Source organism: Haladaptatus sp. SPP-AMP-3 (assembly GCF_049568665.1).
GTDB lineage: Archaea > Halobacteriota > Halobacteria > Halobacteriales > Haladaptataceae > Haladaptatus > Haladaptatus paucihalophilus.
Genome location: NZ_CP145897.1, coordinates 1,622,294 through 1,638,474, shown reverse-complemented (window position 1 = coordinate 1,638,474; position 16,181 = coordinate 1,622,294). Strand labels below are relative to the sequence as shown.

21 protein-coding genes are annotated in these 16,181 nt (G+C 64.2%); 8 read left to right on the top strand and 13 right to left on the bottom strand.

Features of this window, described 5'->3' with window-relative positions:
- Positions 1–64: 64 nt before the first annotated feature.
- From V5735_RS09195 to V5735_RS09180, 4 genes are all read right to left on the bottom strand, one after another.
- Positions 65–637, bottom strand: a complete 573-nt coding sequence (locus V5735_RS09195) for a hypothetical protein (protein ID WP_423743252.1) — start codon at positions 635–637, stop codon at positions 65–67.
- Between the two features lie 108 nt (positions 638–745).
- Positions 746–1,591, bottom strand: a complete 846-nt coding sequence (gene otsB / locus V5735_RS09190) for a trehalose-phosphatase (protein WP_423743251.1) — start codon at positions 1,589–1,591, stop codon at positions 746–748.
- On the bottom strand, positions 1,588–3,090 hold the full coding sequence (locus V5735_RS09185; RefSeq protein WP_423743250.1) for an alpha,alpha-trehalose-phosphate synthase (UDP-forming): 1,503 nt from the start codon (positions 3,088–3,090) through the stop codon (positions 1,588–1,590). Before V5735_RS09185 ends, otsB begins: the two co-directional genes overlap by 4 nt.
- A gap of 189 nt (positions 3,091–3,279) precedes the next feature.
- Positions 3,280–3,594 (bottom strand): DUF5789 family protein, encoded by a 315-nt coding sequence (locus V5735_RS09180; RefSeq protein WP_423743249.1) that lies wholly within the window; start codon positions 3,592–3,594, stop codon positions 3,280–3,282.
- A gap of 81 nt (positions 3,595–3,675) precedes the next feature.
- On the opposite strand from V5735_RS09180, the gene V5735_RS09175 reads away from it, so the two are divergent.
- A complete protein-coding gene (locus V5735_RS09175) occupies positions 3,676–4,413 on the top strand; it encodes a creatininase family protein (RefSeq protein WP_423743248.1) in 738 nt (245 codons plus the stop codon).
- Positions 4,414–4,436: 23 nt separating this feature from the next.
- On the opposite strand, the gene V5735_RS09170 is transcribed toward V5735_RS09175, so the two are convergent.
- Positions 4,437–4,913: a DUF5790 family protein gene (locus tag V5735_RS09170; RefSeq protein WP_423743247.1), complete on the bottom strand. Its 477-nt coding sequence runs from the start codon at positions 4,911–4,913 to the stop codon at positions 4,437–4,439.
- 288 nt (positions 4,914–5,201) lie between these two features.
- Entirely contained in the window at positions 5,202–5,543 is a 342-nt protein-coding gene (locus V5735_RS09165; protein ID WP_264781868.1) for a dihydroneopterin aldolase family protein, read from the bottom strand.
- Positions 5,544–5,628: 85 nt separating this feature from the next.
- On the opposite strand from V5735_RS09165, the gene V5735_RS09160 reads away from it, so the two are divergent.
- The 6 genes from V5735_RS09160 to V5735_RS09135 all read left to right on the top strand — a co-directional run bounded on the left by V5735_RS09160 (position 5,629) and on the right by V5735_RS09135 (position 8,851).
- A complete protein-coding gene (locus V5735_RS09160) occupies positions 5,629–6,237 on the top strand; it encodes a translation initiation factor IF-2 subunit beta (protein WP_423743246.1) in 609 nt (202 codons plus the stop codon).
- Positions 6,238–6,286: 49 nt separating this feature from the next.
- On the top strand, positions 6,287–6,505 hold the full coding sequence (locus tag V5735_RS09155) for a hypothetical protein (protein WP_423743245.1): 219 nt from the start codon (positions 6,287–6,289) through the stop codon (positions 6,503–6,505).
- Between the two features lie 62 nt (positions 6,506–6,567).
- A complete protein-coding gene (azf, locus tag V5735_RS09150; RefSeq protein ID WP_423743244.1) occupies positions 6,568–7,314 on the top strand; it encodes an NAD-dependent glucose-6-phosphate dehydrogenase Azf in 747 nt (248 codons plus the stop codon).
- Between the two features lie 51 nt (positions 7,315–7,365).
- Complete coding sequence (locus tag V5735_RS09145) at positions 7,366–7,914, top strand: NUDIX hydrolase (protein ID WP_423743243.1); 549 nt, start codon at positions 7,366–7,368, stop codon at positions 7,912–7,914.
- Positions 7,914–8,432: an NUDIX hydrolase gene (locus V5735_RS09140; RefSeq protein ID WP_423743242.1), complete on the top strand. Its 519-nt coding sequence runs from the start codon at positions 7,914–7,916 to the stop codon at positions 8,430–8,432. The genes V5735_RS09145 and V5735_RS09140 overlap by 1 nt, the downstream gene beginning before the upstream one ends.
- A gap of 71 nt (positions 8,433–8,503) precedes the next feature.
- Positions 8,504–8,851 carry a rhodanese-like domain-containing protein gene (locus tag V5735_RS09135; protein WP_423743241.1) on the top strand — a complete coding sequence of 116 codons (348 nt, stop codon included), beginning with the start codon at positions 8,504–8,506 and terminating at the stop codon, positions 8,849–8,851.
- Between the two features lie 99 nt (positions 8,852–8,950).
- Here the strand turns inward: V5735_RS09135 and yciH are convergent, their stop codons facing one another.
- The 5 genes from yciH to V5735_RS09110 form a co-directional block, all read right to left on the bottom strand.
- Positions 8,951–9,244: a stress response translation initiation inhibitor YciH gene (yciH, locus tag V5735_RS09130; RefSeq protein WP_007979767.1), complete on the bottom strand. Its 294-nt coding sequence runs from the start codon at positions 9,242–9,244 to the stop codon at positions 8,951–8,953.
- Between the two features lie 65 nt (positions 9,245–9,309).
- On the bottom strand, positions 9,310–11,547 hold the full coding sequence (locus tag V5735_RS09125; RefSeq protein ID WP_423743240.1) for a transglutaminase TgpA family protein: 2,238 nt from the start codon (positions 11,545–11,547) through the stop codon (positions 9,310–9,312).
- On the bottom strand, positions 11,544–12,569 hold the full coding sequence (locus tag V5735_RS09120) for a DUF58 domain-containing protein (protein WP_423743239.1): 1,026 nt from the start codon (positions 12,567–12,569) through the stop codon (positions 11,544–11,546). The genes V5735_RS09125 and V5735_RS09120 overlap by 4 nt, the downstream gene beginning before the upstream one ends.
- Position 12,570: 1 nt before the next feature.
- Positions 12,571–13,569: an AAA family ATPase gene (locus V5735_RS09115; RefSeq protein WP_423743238.1), complete on the bottom strand. Its 999-nt coding sequence runs from the start codon at positions 13,567–13,569 to the stop codon at positions 12,571–12,573.
- Between the two features lie 339 nt (positions 13,570–13,908).
- Entirely contained in the window at positions 13,909–14,193 is a 285-nt protein-coding gene (locus V5735_RS09110; RefSeq protein ID WP_423743237.1) for a DUF7573 domain-containing protein, read from the bottom strand.
- A 72-nt stretch (positions 14,194–14,265) separates the two neighbouring features.
- On the opposite strand from V5735_RS09110, the gene V5735_RS09105 reads away from it, so the two are divergent.
- Complete coding sequence (locus V5735_RS09105; protein WP_264781864.1) at positions 14,266–14,478, top strand: hypothetical protein; 213 nt, start codon at positions 14,266–14,268, stop codon at positions 14,476–14,478.
- Here V5735_RS09105 and V5735_RS09100 read toward each other — a convergent pair.
- Together V5735_RS09100 and V5735_RS09095 are read right to left on the bottom strand one after the other, a co-directional pair.
- Positions 14,429–15,415: a 5,10-methylenetetrahydromethanopterin reductase gene (locus V5735_RS09100; protein ID WP_423743236.1), complete on the bottom strand. Its 987-nt coding sequence runs from the start codon at positions 15,413–15,415 to the stop codon at positions 14,429–14,431. The two genes, V5735_RS09105 and V5735_RS09100, sit on opposite strands and share 50 nt — an antisense overlap.
- Entirely contained in the window at positions 15,402–16,163 is a 762-nt protein-coding gene (locus V5735_RS09095; RefSeq protein ID WP_423743235.1) for a coenzyme F420-0:L-glutamate ligase, read from the bottom strand. Before V5735_RS09095 ends, V5735_RS09100 begins: the two co-directional genes overlap by 14 nt.
- Between the last annotated feature and the right edge of the window lie 18 nt (positions 16,164–16,181).

The following is a 16,181-nucleotide window of genomic DNA, read 5'->3' as shown; positions in this document are numbered from 1 at the left end:
CCGCGGTTACGCACCGCCGACGGTCACCGACCGCGGCGTTTCAGCACCGATTCGGGAACGGTTATCACCGCCCGCGGTGGTACCGTCGCCCGCCTTTTTCGACCTGCAAATCCCGTTGTCTGGAGAGCGCCGCGTTCGCCTGTCGTTCGTATCGTCGAATCACCTCCTCGCGCTGTCGCTGTCTGCTTTTCGCCCACCGTCGTTGCTGCTTCCAATTCGGGTCGCGGCGACCGCCGTACTTCGGTATCTCGCCCGTCTCCGATTCGCGGACAGGTTCCTCCGACGATTCAGTGGCGACTTCCTCCTCGTTCTCCTGCGGCGCGCGCCCTTCCCGCTCGCGCTCTTCGCGTGCACTCAGGTCGCTTTCCTCCGCCCCGCGTTTCGGAACTCTGCTTCCATACCGTCCGCCGTACGAGGATGATTTCGACGGTCGTTCGTACTCGCCTTCCGGTGGTCGTCTTCCCTCGTATCGCGCCGGACCCGCCGGTGGATGCGGTCGCTCTTCCTCTCGCCGTCGTTTCGCCTCTCGTCGTCCTTCCTCGCCGCGCTCCTCGTCGTATTCCGATACCTCCTCCGTCGTCTCTCCCGTGATTCGCTCCTCTTCCGTTTCCCGTCCGGTGTTCTCGTCTGATACCATTGTCTCTCTGGCCCGAAATACTCGCAAATAGCGATAAACTGGCGTGACTGTTCAGACGGTTTGTCGGAGTTCCGTCGGCTGTTTCGAAACGGGTAACGGAGGGTTTCTTTAGCTCTGTGGCGATGTCCTGTTCATCGCGGGTTCGGATTGCAGAAACTCGACGCCGTACTCGGCCAACCACGAGAGCGTTTTTTGCACCGCGGCGGGGTCGGCGACGCGATAGCTCGCCATCGTCGGTGGCTCGTGCCCCACTTTGACTCCGAGTCCCATGTCGGGAAGGACGTGAAACGCGTCCTCGTCGGTTCGGTCGTCGCCGACGTACAGCGGAAGCCACGTCTCGTCGTCCGGGACGCGCCGCTCGTAGAGCCACCGAATTGCCCGCCCTTTGTGCCAATCGACGTCCGGGCGCAGTTCGATGACCTGCTTTCCGGTCGTAACGCGCACGTCCTCTACGTCCGCGACGACATCGCGGACCGCCTCCCGAACATCCGGAACGCGGTCGTCGGCGGCGAGCCGATAGTGAATCGACGCGGTGACGCCCTTGTCCTCGACGAAGGCTCCGTCTATCGGGGTGAGTTTCGAATCGAGTGTTGCGGAGAGTCGTCCGATTTCGTCCGTCGCGTCTTCCGCGACCGGGTGGGTATGGCGTTCGTCGCTCGTTCCGATCTCCAACCCGTGATTTCCGGCGTAGGCGATGCCGTCCACATCGACTCGTTCCCGGAGGTCGTCCAATCCCCGTCCGCTGACGATGCCCACCTGTACGTCCGGCGAATCGCGGAGGTCTTCGATGACGGTCCTGGTCGCCGGTGGTAGCTGAACGTCGTCGGGGTGGTCTTCTATCGGTGCGAGCGACCCGTCGAAATCGAACATCGCCAACATGCCGTCCGTGTCCCGCAGTCGCCGTACCAACGCGTAGAGATGGTGGTGGAGCGGGTCGGGTACGTCTTCGTTCATCGTCTTTGTGGTGATTTCGCGGCCACTTCACGGCCCCGTCGAATCGCTTCGATGGTTCGGAACTGGGCGTTCATCCATGCGTACACATCGTTCGAATGCACTTGTTTTCTGAGGTCGTGCATCCGTCGTTCCCGCTCCGACTCGGGGAGCGAGAGCGCGCGTTCGATGGCATCCACGAACTCGTTCGTGTGATGGGGGTGTACGGTCACCGCCTCGTCGCCGAGTTCCTCGCTCGCCCCCGTCAGTTCGCTCAAAAGAAGCACCCCCGGCTCGTCCACTTGCGAGGCGACGAACTCCTTCGCAACGAGGTTCATCCCGTCGCGCCGGGGACTGACGATACCGAGGTCCGCCTCGCGGTACAGCGCCGCCAACCCTTCCTTCGGGAGGTGCTCGTTCAGGTAGACGACCGGCGTCCAGTCGTCCGTTCCGAATCGCTCGTTGATTCTTTCGATTTCCGATTCCACCTCCGCTTGTAATTCCCCGTACGCGTCTATCTGACTCCTGCTCTCGCTCGCCTTCTGCACGTACGTAAACTCGCCGCGCCACTCCGGGTGTCGCTCCCAGAACCGCTCCAGCGCGGTCAGTCGCTCGGGTATTCCTTTGGTGTAATCGAGTCGTTCGACCCCCACCGCGACCGTCTCGCCGACGTCGTGCTCCCGACGGAACGACTCCCAGAACGCCGTCGTCTCCGCCGAATCGGCGAGTTCCTGTCGATTGTCGGCGTCGATGCCGAGCGGGAACGGTCGAACGAACGTCCGCCCGCCCTCGTAGACGACGCTTCGCGTCGCCCTATCGACTCGCGTTCCCGAGAGCATCGCGGCACAGTCGAGGAAGTTCTGGCAGTATCGCTCCGTGTGGAACCCGACGAGGTCGTTCGCCAGCAACCCGTCGAGCAGTTGCTCGTAGTGCGGGCACGCCTGAAACGCGTCCCACGACGGCCACGTGATGTGCCAGAACTGCATGCAGAACGCGTCCGGTCGTTCCTCGCGCACCATCCGGGGAGCAAGCCCGAGATGGTAGTCCTGAAACCAGACCACCGACTCCTCGGTCGTCTCGTCGGCGATGGCGTCCGCGAAGGCGCGGTTCGCCCGCTGATAATGCTCCCAAAACGCGGTGTCGGCGTTCATCTTCGCCGGGTCGATGTGGCAGATCGGCCAGAGCACCTGATTGCTGTAGCCGTAGTAGTATCCTTCAACCTGCTCGTCCGTGAGTTCGACGCGCCGAATGTCGTAGGTTGGCGACTCGGGAGGTACCCCAACGCGCCCGTCCTCGTCGGCCACGTCGAAATCGGCGTCGCCGCTTCCCCACGCCACCCACGTTCCACCGGCGGATTGCATCACGGGGTCGAGCGCCGACGTGAGTCCCCCCGCCGGACGGTTGACGACGACCTCGCCGTTCTCACGTTCGTGGCTGTACGGTTGGCGATTCGATGCGACTATCAGTTCCCGGTCCCCGAGGAGCGAGGAGACGGTTTCGGCCGTCGGTCCATCCCCTGTCATGATTTCGCCTCTGACCCCCGGTCGAGACTTGCACGTCTGTATTCGTTCATCAGTTATCGGTGGGTCGTGACTGCGACGAATAAGGCAGTCGTCCGTTCAACTGGTTTCGTCGTGAAAAACGATGGTAACGACCGCTTACGGTGTTCGTAGGCTACAACTAGTCGCGGTAATCCCTTCGTTACGGTTCCGTCAGAACGACTCCGTATCCGGGTCTTCGTCGGCCGCGGACTGTTCGACGCCGCCGCGGTCGGAGTAGCGTTGGCGACCGACCGCATCACTGTCAACCATTGTCATGATTGATTGTCGAACTTCCTCCGCCGAATCGAAGGTATCGTTCATCGGGCCGAGCACTTCTTCGAACGTTTCCGATCCCTTCGGATAGTCGATTTCGTACTCGCCGTACTCCGAGACGAGTTCGTCCACGTCCGCGGGATAGTCGTGTTCGTCCAGTTTTCCGCTCAGTTCCCCCAATTCCACACCTTGCTCCCGTTCTCGGTCGGACATGGACGGAACGACAGCACTGAGTTAGTAAGTCCTTCCGGCCGACCCCGCGGTTACAAGGCGATTCCCGAACACGAAACCCGTATGCACCTCTCCGATGCGACGTGGACCGACGCCGACAACGTGGACACGGACCTCGCGCTCCTCCCCGTCGGGAGCACCGAACAGCACGGTCCGCACGCACCGCTCGGCACCGACCGGTTGAACGCCGAAGCCGTCGCGGACGCGGGCGCGGCGGCGTACGACGGCGAGGTCGTCGTCGCCCCGCCGATTTCCGTCGGCGTGAGCGAGGAGCACCGTCAGTTCACCGGCACGCTGTGGGTTTCGGAGGACACCTTCCGCCGGTACGTCCGCGAGACGGTCGCCAGCCTCGCCCATCACGGCTGGAATCGCGTCGTCATCGTCAACGGTCACGGCGGCAACGTGGCCGCGCTCCGTGAAGTCGCGGGGACGATAACCCGCCACGACGAGGCATACACCGTTCCGTTCACGTGGTTCGAAGCGGTCGGCGACCACCGGAGCGACATGGGCCACGCCGGACCGCTCGAAACCGCCTTCCTCCGTCACACCCGCCCCGACCTCGTGCGCGAGGACGAAATCGAAGCGGCCAGCGAGGGCGCGAGCGACGGCTGGGGGGAGTGGGTGTCCTACACCAACCTCGCTTACGACAGCGCGGAGTTCACGGAAAACGGCGTCGTCGGCGACCCGACTGACGGTGACGAGGAGCGCGGTGAAGAACTGCTCGAACTGGCGACGCAATCGCTGGTGAAACTGCTCTCGGCGGTCGAATCGCGGGACGCGTCCCGTCCCGACCACGAGTAGACGAGGCGGTCGGTTCGTCTCCCTTACTCTTCCTCTTCTTCCTCCGCTTCCGCCTCTTCCGCCTCGTCGTCAGCCGCCGCTTCCTCGGCTTTATCGTCGTCGCCCTCGTCGTCGGCCTCCAACTCCTCCAGCGACCCCTTCAGGCTCGGAATCGTGCTCGCCAGTTCGCCGACCTGCTCGCGGGCGTCCTCGACGTCCGAGATGGCGGCGTCGATGGTCTCGATTTCGTCCTTCAGGTCGTCTGCGTCCTCGAACGCGTCGGCCCGCTGCCCCATCGCGTACCACTTCTTGGCGTCGTGGAGGTGGTCCTCCGCGTCGCCGACGTCGAGCGCCGAGCGGAGCGCGTTGAGCGCCCCGAGCGTGTTCTCGGCGTCCGTCTTCCAAACGGCTTCCACGGGGGGCAGTTCCTCGCGGGCGGCCGCGAGGTGTTCTTCGACGTCTTCCCGCATCTCGTTCGCCGCTTCACCGAACAGTTCGTCATCGAACGAAGATTGACTCATGTCGCGTGATTGGACGGGATTACATTTAAAAGATAACCCGAAACCGGAAGTGAAACACCAGACCTCCACCTTTTGCTGCGCGGAAATCGCGGCGATGCCGCGATTCCGCTGGCAAAATCTGGACCAAAACCTCGGTGCTCCCTCGACTCACGGCTCACTCGCGTTCGCCGTTCGTTTCCGTCCGCGTCGAGTCCGCTCGCTCCTCCGTCGCTCGCGGTGGGGGTTCTAGTTCCCGGCGGAAAGTCGGACGGCCTATCGCTCACGTTCGCTGACCGAACTCGATGCTCCTCATTCCTCCCGAACCGACTCGATTTTCATCAGCGGGTAGCCGTCCTCCATCTCCATTCGCGTGACGACTTCTGTCCCCTCGTGGTCGATGACGATTTCGACTTCCATATATCGTCCCGTGAGTTCGGTATACCCGTGCTCTATCTCGTCTTCGAGTTTGTCGGTCAGGATGTCCACCTCGACCGATTCGCAGGAGGGCTGGTTTTCGATGCTCTCCTCGATTGCGCGTTCGAGGCTGTCTGCGCTCTCGGGGGAGACGGGGGTGCCCGCGAACTGGTGATACAGCGCACCGAACTTGATTCCGGCTTCGAAACAGGCGGCGTCTCGCGTCGTCGGTTCCATGCCGGAAACGAGGCGTCGGGGGGTTAAAGTTCGTGATGACATGGAACACGGAGAACCTTTACGTGTTCACCTCTCAACGAACGGTATGGATTACAATTCAGCCCTCGACAGAGGCATGGACGCCGTTCCTGACCTCGAAGCGAGCGACGAGCGGTTCAGCTATCCCGACCCGGCCGTCCAGAAGGACGGGTCGTTCACACGACTGACCAACTTGGACGACATCGCCGACGCCCTATCACGAGACGGCGAACACGTTCACAGCGCGCTCCAGCGGGAACTCGGTACCAGCGGGAAGTACGAGGAAGGACAGGCACGATACAGCGGGTCGTTCACCGAGTCCGACTTCAACACCGCGCTGGACGAGTACGTGGAAGAATTCGTTATCTGTTCTGAGTGCGGCCTGCCGGACACGCGACTCGTGCGCGAGAACCGCAACCTCATGCTCCGCTGTGACGCCTGTGGTGCGTTCCGCCCGGTCACGAAGCGAAGCACGACGAACCGAACCCAACAGCGCGATGCCGTCGAAGAGGGCCGAACCTACGAGGTCAAAATCACCGGCACCGGACGCAAGGGCGACGGCGTGGCGGAACGCGGCAAGTACACGATTTTCGTCCCCGGCGCACAGAAGGGCGACGAAGTGCAGGTGTACATCGAGAGCGTCCGCGGCAACCTCGCATTCGCGCGGCTCGCCTGAGCGGAGCTCCTGCGAAAGCTTCTTTTGCTCCACGTTCCGATGAACGAGCATGTTCGAATCGCTCCTCGAACTCGGCGTGTTCGCACTGTACATCGCCGGGTCGGGGTTGTTGACGGTTCTCGGTGCAGTGACCGAATATCAAGGTGTCCAGAACGCGCTCTCGGGCGATAACACGATGGCGCTGTGGTTCGTCTGGATGGGTACCGTGGCCCTCATCGCGGGCCTCATGCTCGCCCGTGATAAGGTTCTGCACCGCGTAACGGCGTAACTGTCGTCGTCCCGCCGGAAAATCGCATGGTTCTTATCGGGGTTGTTCCTCTAGCCGATTGAATGGACGATCCCGTTCTGCTCACGGGTTCCGAGGGCCGCGTCGGGTCGGCGATTCTCGGCGACCTCGAATCGAAATACGAGTGGCGATTGCTCGACAGAGAACCACCAGCGGCGGATCCGTCCCAGGAATTCTTCGTCGCGGACATCACCGACTACGACGCGGTGTACGAGGCCGTGGACGGTGTCGGTGCGGTCATCCACCTCGCGGGCGACCCACGGCCGGAAGCGCCGTGGAACAGCGTACTGGGTAACAACATCGACGGCACCCACACCGTCATGCAGGCCGCGGTCGATGCGGGCGTCGAGAAGTTCGTCTTCGCTTCGTCGAACCACGCGGTCGGTGCCTACGAGACGGAGGAGCGGAAACCGGACCTCTACCGGACGCACGACGAGTTCCGACTGGACGGTACCGAACTCCCCCGTCCGGGTAACCTGTACGGCGTCAGCAAGGCGGCGGGCGAGACGCTCGGCCGCTACTACCACGACGAGTTCGACCTCAGCGTCGCCTGCGTCCGCATCGGCAACCTGACAGAAGGTCACCCGCCGATAGATTACGAACGCGGACAGGCGATGTGGCTGTCCTACCGCGATTGTGCCCACCTGTTCGACTGCTGTCTGACCGCCGACTACGGCTACGAAATCGTCTACGGAATCTCGGACAACGACCGAAAGTACTACTCCATCGAACGGGCACGCGAGGTTCTCGGGTACGACCCGCAGGACAACTCGGCCCACCACGACGACTGATTCGTCGCGGTATCACGTCGATTTTAACCGCACGTCACCTCAGTCACGACCATGACCGACGACTGGCGCGACCACGACTGGCCGGTGCTCGAATCGGACTCCGAGTACGAAACGGGCTGGTACACCGGCGGCTACGACCTCGTGGAACAACCCGACGGGACGACGAAGAAGTACTACTGGGCGGACCTCCCGCCCGCCGTGGTCGTCCTCGCCGTCGAGGACGGACGGGTCGTCTTCGTGGAGCAGTACCGTCCGGCCATTCGGAAGACCTGCTTGGAGTGTCCCGCCGGAATCGTCGAGGACGGCGAATCGTACACGACCGCCGCCGGGCGCGAACTCCGCGAGGAGACGGGCTTCGAGGCGGACGGCCTCTCGCTGCTCGAAACGTTCTGGGTCGCGACGGGGGTCCTCCGACACGAGCGCGGCATCGTCTTCGCGGAGGGACTGACGCCGGTCGAGCGGAACCTCGACGACAACGAGTTCCTCTCGGTGCGGACGATTCCCGTCGAGGACGCCCTCGACGCGGCGCGCGAGGACCCGGCCAACGACGCGACCATCGAGGCGCTCCTCCTCGCGAACGCGGAGGGCCTGCTCGACTGATGGAGTGGAAACTCCACGCCCGACGCGGGTTGTCGCTGCTCGGCCACGCGGTCGGTTACGACACCCTCGAACGGCCCGACGGAAAGCGGGTCCGAAGGGGCTGGTTCGACCCGCCGGACGCCGTGGCGGTGGTGGCCCGAACTGGCGACGAACTCGTCCTCATCGAGGAGTACCGCCCGCGACTCGGCGAACGAGTACTCTCCTGTCCGGCGGGTCGAATGGACCCCGGCGAGTCCTACGAGAGCGCCGCGAAACGCGAACTGTACGAGGAGACCGGCTATCGCGCGACACACGTCGAACTCCTCGAAACGTACTATCCGGCGGCGGGCATGCGAAAACAGCGGGCGGTCGTCTTCGCGTCCGACCTCACGCCGGGCGACCAGCACCTCGAATCCGACGAGTTCATCGACGTCCGAAGGGTTCCCGTCTCGGAGGCTATCGACGCGGTTCGCGCCGGGCCGACCTGCGGGTGGGGATTGCCCCCGCTCCTGCTCGCGCGCGAGGAAGGGTTGATTTAGCGTTCGTGGACGCCCGATTCCGCGTTCCCCGACCGGGTGGCTTATTCCGGCGGCACCCATAGCCCCGGTCGATGGACGCGGAAATCTCCACCGACGACGTTCACGAACTGGTCGAGTCCGACGCGGACGTTCGAATCGTCGACATCCGACCCGAGCCACAGTTCGACAGCGGCCACATCCCCGGAAGCGAGAACATCCCGTTTCACACGCTCCCCTCTCGGGTCGGCGAACTGGACGGTGCCGAACACGTCGTCACGGTCTGTCCGCTCGGCAAATCGAGCGTCCAAGCCGCCAGACTCATCGGGTCGTACGAGGGCGTCCCGGAGGGCACTCGGGTCGAGAGCATGGCCGGTGGCCTCAGCGAGTGGGAGTACGAACTCGAATCGTCGGCCGACGCCGAACGCGACGCTCCGTTCTGAGGTTCAGTTTCGCCCGCTCGACCGAGACGGGACTCCTCTCGACAGTTCGAGGCCGGTAAAAAATGATTGTGTAGCTGTCCCCGACCGACGGATGCTTCGTCAGGCGACGTTAAACCCGCGATCGCGGAGGAAATCCTCGACGCGTCCGGTATGGTTTCCTTGAAGTTCTATCTGACCCTGCTCGACCGTGCCACCGCAGGCGAACTTCGACTTCAAGTCCGAAGAGAGACTATCGACATCCACGTCTTTCGGGTCAAATCCTTCGATTATCGTTACCTCTTTTCCATAACGGCGCTCGTCGATGCGGATGGTGATCTGCTGGGATTCTTTTGCGACGTCTTCGCAGACGCAAAGCTCCTGAGGCAGCCCGCACGTCGAGCAGACTTCCGACATTACGCATGGGGCTACGAAACCAACCTATTAAACATTGTCGGGTGTGTTGCCATATCGAATGGTCGTTACCCACTCGTCTCGCCACCATCCGACCCGCGAACGATGTCGTTTACGAGCGACACCGCCTCGTCCGCGTTGTCGCGTGTCACCTCGCCCGCGTACCGCGCCTTTTCGTACAACGACCCGACACGTTCGGCTCGCTCGTCCACGCCGACGTGCGAGAGCGATGCGATGTACTCGCGCGGCGTCTCGCCGGGACGGCGCTTGCGATGTTTGCGCGACAGGTAGTACTCCAGTCTGTCGAAGGCGCGTTCGACGTCGGCGTCCGGTTCGTCGCGCGGTTGCCAGCGCATCCACATGGTTCGGTAGGCTCGATTCACCAGACCGGTCCGTCTCGCCGTGAGCAACAGTCCGATGACTAGCAAACCTCCGTAGAGCACTTGCGACTTCGACGGCAGTCCGATTGGAATTCCGCCGCCACCAGCCGTCGCGTTCGTCGTAGTGGTCGTCGTTCGCGACGGACTGCTCGACCCGACGATTCCGTTACCGGGTCCTTGACGGTCGGGCAACTCCCCGCCCGTCGAACCGTTCGACGTGTCGTTCGTCTCGTCGCCGGTGGTCGTGGTGGTCGTGGTGGTGGTCGTGGTAGTCGTCGTCGGCTCCGGGGTCCACGTTCCGTTCTCGCTCCCGGACGCGTCGATGCCCGACTTCCCGTTTTGGCGCGCGTTCTCCACTATCGACTGTTCCGCGTCCACGCGTTCGTCGGTCGGCGTCGGGTCGAACCGGACCCATCCCGTGTCGGGGAAGTACACTTCGACCCACGCGTGCGAGTCGAGGCCCCGGACGACCCACGTATCCTCGTCGGTCCGCTGGCCCGACGTGTATCCCGTCACGAACCGCGCCGGAATCCCTTGCGTGCGGAGCATGACGACCATCGACGTCGCGTAGTAGACGCAATATCCCTCGTTCATCTCGAAGACGAACGAGTCGGCGATGTTCCCGTCCGGTCGGTCAACGTCGAGCGAGTACTCCTTGTTCGTCTCCAACCACTGTTCGATGGCGACCGCCTCGTCGTAGGGCGTCTTCGCGTCCGCGGTGATTTCGCCCGCTCGCTCTTTCAACCGCTGTGACGTGCTCCCCGGAACGTGCGTGTACCGTTGCCGAACGTCGCTCGGGTAGTCGGTTCCGGCCCTCCGCAACACGCTCGGGTTCTTCGTCGGCACGCGACTGACGACGCTGTAGGTCTGGTTTTTCGTCAGCGGTCGTTTCGGCGAGAGGCTCCCCGCGCTACTGATTCGCGTATCCGACTGCTGATTGCCGAGGACTCGAATCGGTTTCCACGCCGCGGGCATCGCGTCCGCCCGCGTCGCTTTGACGGTGAACGTCTGTCGAATCTCGTAGGAGTCTCCGGGCGGCGACGACTGCTGTTCGTATGCGCGACTGCCGCCGGTCCGTATCCAGTCGTTCCCCGTATAGCGGTCGTACGACGCGACCTTCCAATACCCCCCGTGGCTCGCCGTGACGGTGTACTGCACCTTCGGCGACAGTTCGATGCTGCCCTGCACCGAGACGCGCGGGTTGTTGCTGATGAGTCCGCCGTTGCCGCCCGACCCGCCGCCGTTCGACAGTATCGGACTCGCACGGCCGCCTGGGACGACGCTCGCCGTCGCGGAGAGGAGGACCATCGCGACCAGCGCGACGACCAACACGTCTATCTGACCGACGGTGGCACCGTACCGAACCATCGTCCCGAAGGCGATAATTCCGAGCGCGCCGAGCATCCCCGCGAGCGTCACAAGCGACCCGGCGTCGCCCGTGAGGACGAAAAAGCCGAGCGCCGCGCCGCCGCTCGCCGCCGCGAGCATGTACCGACGTCGGCAGACGAGATACCACGGCACGAAGACGGTCGCCGGTGCGACCCCCAACGCCCACGTGCCGACTTTCCGCATCTCCAGAATCGATAACCCGGTCAACAGCGCGATGTTGTCCGCGGCAATCTGCCCCGCCTGTGAAAACACGTTCACGCCGCCGGGTATCGTCGCGTAGTAGGCGAACATCCCGCCGACGAACAACACCGCTCCCACCGCGAACGCGACCCAGACCGGCAGTTTCCGCGCCAACAGGGTCGCACCGACGAACGCACCCGCGACCAACAGGAGCAGGTTCCCCCTGTCGCCCGCGATGTTCGCGATATCGTAGAGGATGCTCAGGTACGACCCGATGAGCACCGCCGTCGAGACCATCGCCAGCCCTCGGTACGGAATCGTCACGCCGCCGAACTGGAACCCACGTGCCGTGCTCATCGCGTCTCACCTCCGTCCGCGCGGGCCGCGTGTGGCGCGGTCGTCCGCGGCCCGCCCGACGCGAACTCGTCGAACGACATCGTGTCGCCGCCCCACTGAATTTCCGCGTGCTCCCGCTCGGTCGGTCCGCGAACGAGGACGTCCGCTCGCGCGCGCTCGCGTTCGTGAACCCGTCCGCTCTCCATGTGCGCGAGCAGGGTGAGAATCTTCGTCTGCTGTTCGGTCGCGCCGTCGGGCGCGACGCGGCCTTCGGGCGTCGTCACCCCGGCGGCGACGCCGCCGTCGAGTAGGGCGGACGCGATACTGGCGGTCGCGTCCGCCACGGTATCGACGCGCCCCGCGTTCGCCTCGGCCACGATTTCTATCCGTTCGCTCTCCGCCTGCGCTTCGAACTGGCGGACGAGCATCTCACCCGCCGGTCGTTTCGCGCTCGATTTCCAGTGAACGTCCCGGAGCGGGTCGCCGGTCTGATACTCCCGGAGCTGTTCGAACTCGCGCCGGGCCGCGTTCACGTGGGCGTCTTGGAGTGCACGTACGGTGGCGTCCCCGTCGATCGGTCGTATCCGCGGGAAGACGAGGATGGTCTCCCGGACCTGATGGGTGAACGTCCGCTCAAACAGTCCGAAGACGTCCTCCCCGACGATGCGAACCGGTCCGATGGACTGTTCGCCGCGCTTTGCGAGTCGAACGTCGAACTCGACGGCCGTCTCGCCGATGCTGCTCTTCACGGGGCCGCCGTCGTATTCGAGTCCGTCATCGAGTTCCAACTCGACCGTCCCGGCGAAGGGGTCGGGCGCGGAGAACTCGAGCGTTATCGTCACTTCGTCCTCCCGCGAGCCGACGCTCGGCACCGAGACGTCGAGTTGCGGGTGCGTCGTCCGTTTCAGTTGGATGTAGCCGACGAGTAGCGCCACCAGAATCGGTCCGACGACGGCGTTCAGCGACCGCGCGCCGAACGACCACGCCAACGCGAACCCGGCGATTCCGACCGCGACGAACGCACCGCCACGTCGCGTCAGCATCTCACTCCACCGGTACGTTGTCGAGGGCGTTCCGTACTATCTCCCGCCCTTCTTCGCCGCCCATGACGCCCGAGTTGCCCCGAATGCGATGGGCGAGAACGACTTCCGCCTCGACTTTCACGTCGTCGGGTATCACGTACTCGCGGCCGTCGAGGACCGCTCGGGCCTGTGCCGCGCGGAGCAGCGAAATCGACCCGCGCGGACTCACGCCGAGTTGACAGCGGTCCCGGGTGTAGTTCGCCAGTCGGGTGACGTACTCCCGAACCGGTTTCTTGACGCTCACGTTCGAGACGGTCGCTCTGGCTCGGCGGATGTCGCTGGCGCTCGCGACCGGGTCGAGTCGGCGAATCGGGTGCTCGCCGACGACGCGCCGGAGGACCTCGGATTCGTCCTCGGGGTTCGGATAGCCGAGCGAGAGTTTCTTCATGAACCGGTCGATTTCGGCGACCGGGAGTTCGTAGGTGCGGTCCTGCTCGATGGCGTTCTGCGTGGCGACGACCGTGAAGGGACGCGGAACGTCGTGGGTCTTCCCGTCGATGGTCACCTGCTCTTCTTCCATCGATTCCAACAGCGCGGCCTGGGTCTTCGGCGGTGCGCGGTTGATTTCGTCGGCGAGGACGACGTTCCCGAAGATGGGGCCGGGTTGGAACTCGAACTCGTTCGTCTTCTGGTTGTAGATGTTGACGCCGGTCACGTCCGACGGGAGGAGGTCGGGCGTGAACTGCACGCGCTTGAACGAACAGTCGATGGAGCGCGCCAGTGACCGAGCGAGCATCGTCTTCCCGACGCCGGGAACGTCTTCGAGGAGGAGGTGTCCGCGCGCGAGAATCGTCGTCAAAATGTGCTCCGCGACGTCGTGCTGGCCGACGATGACGTGTTCGATGTTGTCGATGATGCGTCCTGTCAAATCCGCCGCGTCCTCGACCGAGAGGGGGTCCGCGAATTCGTCTGTGGGTCGCTCTACAGGGGTCGGCTCTGGTTCTTTGTTAGCTTCCTTCATGCTATGAATGCGCGATTGAGTCGAAACGGGTCCTGATGGGCAATGGGGTACTGTGAACGGCGTCTCCCTCGTTACACGTACTATGGGGGCGTGCCTTTGTAACTTTTGTCGCTACTCAAAGAGGTGTTCCAGTTATCCTTGAATACTTTGTGGATTTGTCTGTCGATAAAAAAGACAAATTTCACGGGGTTTCGCGTCAAACATGATTTCGCCGGGACACTCCCGAACGAAGGGACAGGTCGCCGTTCAACCGTCGGCGTCCAGCGGTTTCACCGGTTGGTCGGTACGTTTATCGATGACCTCCTAAGCGCGGTTTCGTTTCCCATCCGCGTTTCCACCTCACCACTCCTTGCAGTCGGCACAGACCATCCCGCCGTCGTCCCGCCAGCGCTTCTCGACCGCCGCCCCACAGCGCGTACAGGCCGCGCCGTCGGGCATCCAATCGTACGTCGCTCTGGCGGGTTCGACGTCGGCTTCGTCCGGCCTCTCGGGGGATTCGTGGTTCGTCGCCGACCCGTCCGCATCGGTCGTTTCGTCCGTCTCGGCCGCATCGGTCGTTCCATTCGCTTCGTCCGACTCGCCCACCTTCCCCACGAATTCCGAGAGCGACGTATCCTCTGACACGTCCGCGCCTACGGAGCGCCCGGTCGTAAGCGTGACGGAGCATCCAAGTACCCCCGGTACGGAGTATCGGGCATGGCAGGAATCCTCTCGAACTTCACCGAAATGGCTCGACTGTTCACCGACGTGGCGACGGCGACGTCGAACCCCATCCCGGCGCTGATGTTGCTCTTCGGGGCCATCTTCGTCGGCTTTTCCGTGTTGTTTTTCGCCTACTTGACCATCGGCGGACTGGGAGCTACGCTCGTCTCCGACGTGCCCGGTCGAGTGCCGCCGCAACAAGACTGACCGCGTTTTCGCGGTCCGGTCCGAGCGGCGACCCGGCGACGAAGCTGTCGGCGTAGTCGAGCACGGCGGCGATTCTGTCGCCCACCGTCTCCGGCGTCCCGGCGATACAGAAGGCGTCTATCATCGCGGGCGTCACCGCCTCGAACGCCGCGGCGAACTCGCCAGCCTCGATATTCTTTCCGATTTCCCCCGCCGATTCGTGGTCGATTCCGTGTCTGTCGAGCACCGGGTCCGCCGTCCCGCCCGCGATGAACGCCACCGGCGGACGGGCCGCTTCGCGGGCCGCATCGCCGTCTTCGGCCACGCTCACGCAGGCGTAAGCCGCGAAGTCGAACTCGCCGCGTTCGTCGGGGCGCTCGGCCAGTCCCTCCTCGATGCGGTCGCTCGCCCAGTCGAAATCCCGCGGATGCGAGGCGTTGACCAGCGCGCCGTCGGCGTGTTTCGCGCTCATGCGGAGCATGTGCGGCCCCTGCGCGCCGACGTACACCGGAATCTCGCCGACGTCGTAGTTCAGCCCCGCGTCCCGCGCGGTGAAGGTTCCGTCGTGGGTGACGCGCTCGCCCGCCCACAGGTCCTTCGACACCTTCATCGTCTCCAACACGCGCCGGAGCGGTCGGTCGCGGTCGATGCCGAGGTTCCGGAGCGTCGAGCGGTCGCCCGCGCCGACGCCGAACACCGCCCGCCCGCCGCTGGCTTCGTCGAGCGTTGCGACCCGCGAGGCGAGCGTCACCGGGTGACTCTCGTAGGGGTTGACGACGCCCGGCCCGAGGTGGATGTCCGCGGTGGCGTCGGCGACCCGCGAGAGGACGGTGAACGGGTCGCGGTTGTTGTAGTGGCTGCTGGCGAACAGCGTATCGAATCCCTCCTTCTCGGCCCGTTCGCCGAGTTCGACCAGTTCGGGAACCGGGTCCTCGGGCGTGAGTTCAATCCCGCGCAAACTCCCACCCCCGGAGCGCCTGCCGGACGAAATCGCCATCGACCGACCGGAACAGGTTGTCGCTTCCCCCGTGGTCGCCGAACTCCCAATCGCGGACGACGACGACGGGTAGGCCGTCGTCGCCCTCGCCGCTCACGAGGTTCGCTGCGGAGGCGAGTTCGTCCACGACGGATTCGACGGTCACTTCGAGTTCGTGGCCGTCCCTGTCGCGCTCGCCCCGCCAGTCGCGGCTCGCGGGGGTCCCGTCCCAGCCGATGGCGACGCCGCGCTGTCCGTGGCGAAACGGGCGGCCACAGGTGTCAGTGACGACGACGGGCACGTCCGGCGAGAGTCCCTCCCGAATTCTGGCGGCGCTCTCGCTCGGTCGCTTCGGGAGCAAGAGCAGGTCCGCATCCCCCGTGTTCGACCGGTCGATACCCGCGTTGACCCCGATGTGGCCGAACCGCGTCGCGGTCAGCAGGAAGGGCGCTTCCATGACGAGTTCCGTGCTCTCTTCGAGGACGGCCTGTGCGAACCGCGGATCTTTCTCCTCCCCCGATATTTCGGACAGCCGTCCCGCTATTTCCTCCGCTCGCGGACTCGCCGGGAATTCGTCGAGCGTTGCGGTCCGCCCCTCGGCTTTCGAGACGATGGTACTCGCGACCAACAGCACGTCGCCGGGTTCGAGGTCCACCCGTTCCTCGACGAGCGCCGCGATGTCGTCGCCGGGTTCGACCTCGGGAATCCCGGATACCGCGAAGACGTTCATGGCTGGGCGTTGGTGCGC

Bases quoted from the DNA above. Each gene is read 5' to 3' on its own strand.
- V5735_RS09195 (WP_423743252.1), bottom strand. From the start codon at position 637: ATGGTATCAGACGAGAACACCGGACGGGAAACGGAAGAGGAGCGAATC.
- otsB (WP_423743251.1), bottom strand. From the start codon at position 1,591: ATGAACGAAGACGTACCCGACCCGCTCCACCACCATCTCTACGCGTTG.
- V5735_RS09185 (WP_423743250.1), bottom strand. From the start codon at position 3,090: ATGACAGGGGATGGACCGACGGCCGAAACCGTCTCCTCGCTCCTCGGG.
- V5735_RS09180 (WP_423743249.1), bottom strand. From the start codon at position 3,594: ATGTCCGACCGAGAACGGGAGCAAGGTGTGGAATTGGGGGAACTGAGC.
- V5735_RS09175 (WP_423743248.1), top strand. From the start codon at position 3,676: ATGCACCTCTCCGATGCGACGTGGACCGACGCCGACAACGTGGACACG.
- V5735_RS09170 (WP_423743247.1), bottom strand. From the start codon at position 4,913: ATGAGTCAATCTTCGTTCGATGACGAACTGTTCGGTGAAGCGGCGAAC.
- V5735_RS09165 (WP_264781868.1), bottom strand. From the start codon at position 5,543: ATGGAACCGACGACGCGAGACGCCGCCTGTTTCGAAGCCGGAATCAAG.
- V5735_RS09160 (WP_423743246.1), top strand. From the start codon at position 5,629: ATGGATTACAATTCAGCCCTCGACAGAGGCATGGACGCCGTTCCTGAC.
- V5735_RS09155 (WP_423743245.1), top strand. From the start codon at position 6,287: ATGTTCGAATCGCTCCTCGAACTCGGCGTGTTCGCACTGTACATCGCC.
- azf (WP_423743244.1), top strand. From the start codon at position 6,568: ATGGACGATCCCGTTCTGCTCACGGGTTCCGAGGGCCGCGTCGGGTCG.
- V5735_RS09145 (WP_423743243.1), top strand. From the start codon at position 7,366: ATGACCGACGACTGGCGCGACCACGACTGGCCGGTGCTCGAATCGGAC.
- V5735_RS09140 (WP_423743242.1), top strand. From the start codon at position 7,914: ATGGAGTGGAAACTCCACGCCCGACGCGGGTTGTCGCTGCTCGGCCAC.
- V5735_RS09135 (WP_423743241.1), top strand. From the start codon at position 8,504: ATGGACGCGGAAATCTCCACCGACGACGTTCACGAACTGGTCGAGTCC.
- yciH (WP_007979767.1), bottom strand. From the start codon at position 9,244: ATGTCGGAAGTCTGCTCGACGTGCGGGCTGCCTCAGGAGCTTTGCGTC.
- V5735_RS09125 (WP_423743240.1), bottom strand. From the start codon at position 11,547: ATGAGCACGGCACGTGGGTTCCAGTTCGGCGGCGTGACGATTCCGTAC.
- V5735_RS09120 (WP_423743239.1), bottom strand. From the start codon at position 12,569: ATGCTGACGCGACGTGGCGGTGCGTTCGTCGCGGTCGGAATCGCCGGG.
- V5735_RS09115 (WP_423743238.1), bottom strand. From the start codon at position 13,569: ATGAAGGAAGCTAACAAAGAACCAGAGCCGACCCCTGTAGAGCGACCC.
- V5735_RS09105 (WP_264781864.1), top strand. From the start codon at position 14,266: ATGGCAGGAATCCTCTCGAACTTCACCGAAATGGCTCGACTGTTCACC.
- V5735_RS09095 (WP_423743235.1), bottom strand. From the start codon at position 16,163: ATGAACGTCTTCGCGGTATCCGGGATTCCCGAGGTCGAACCCGGCGAC.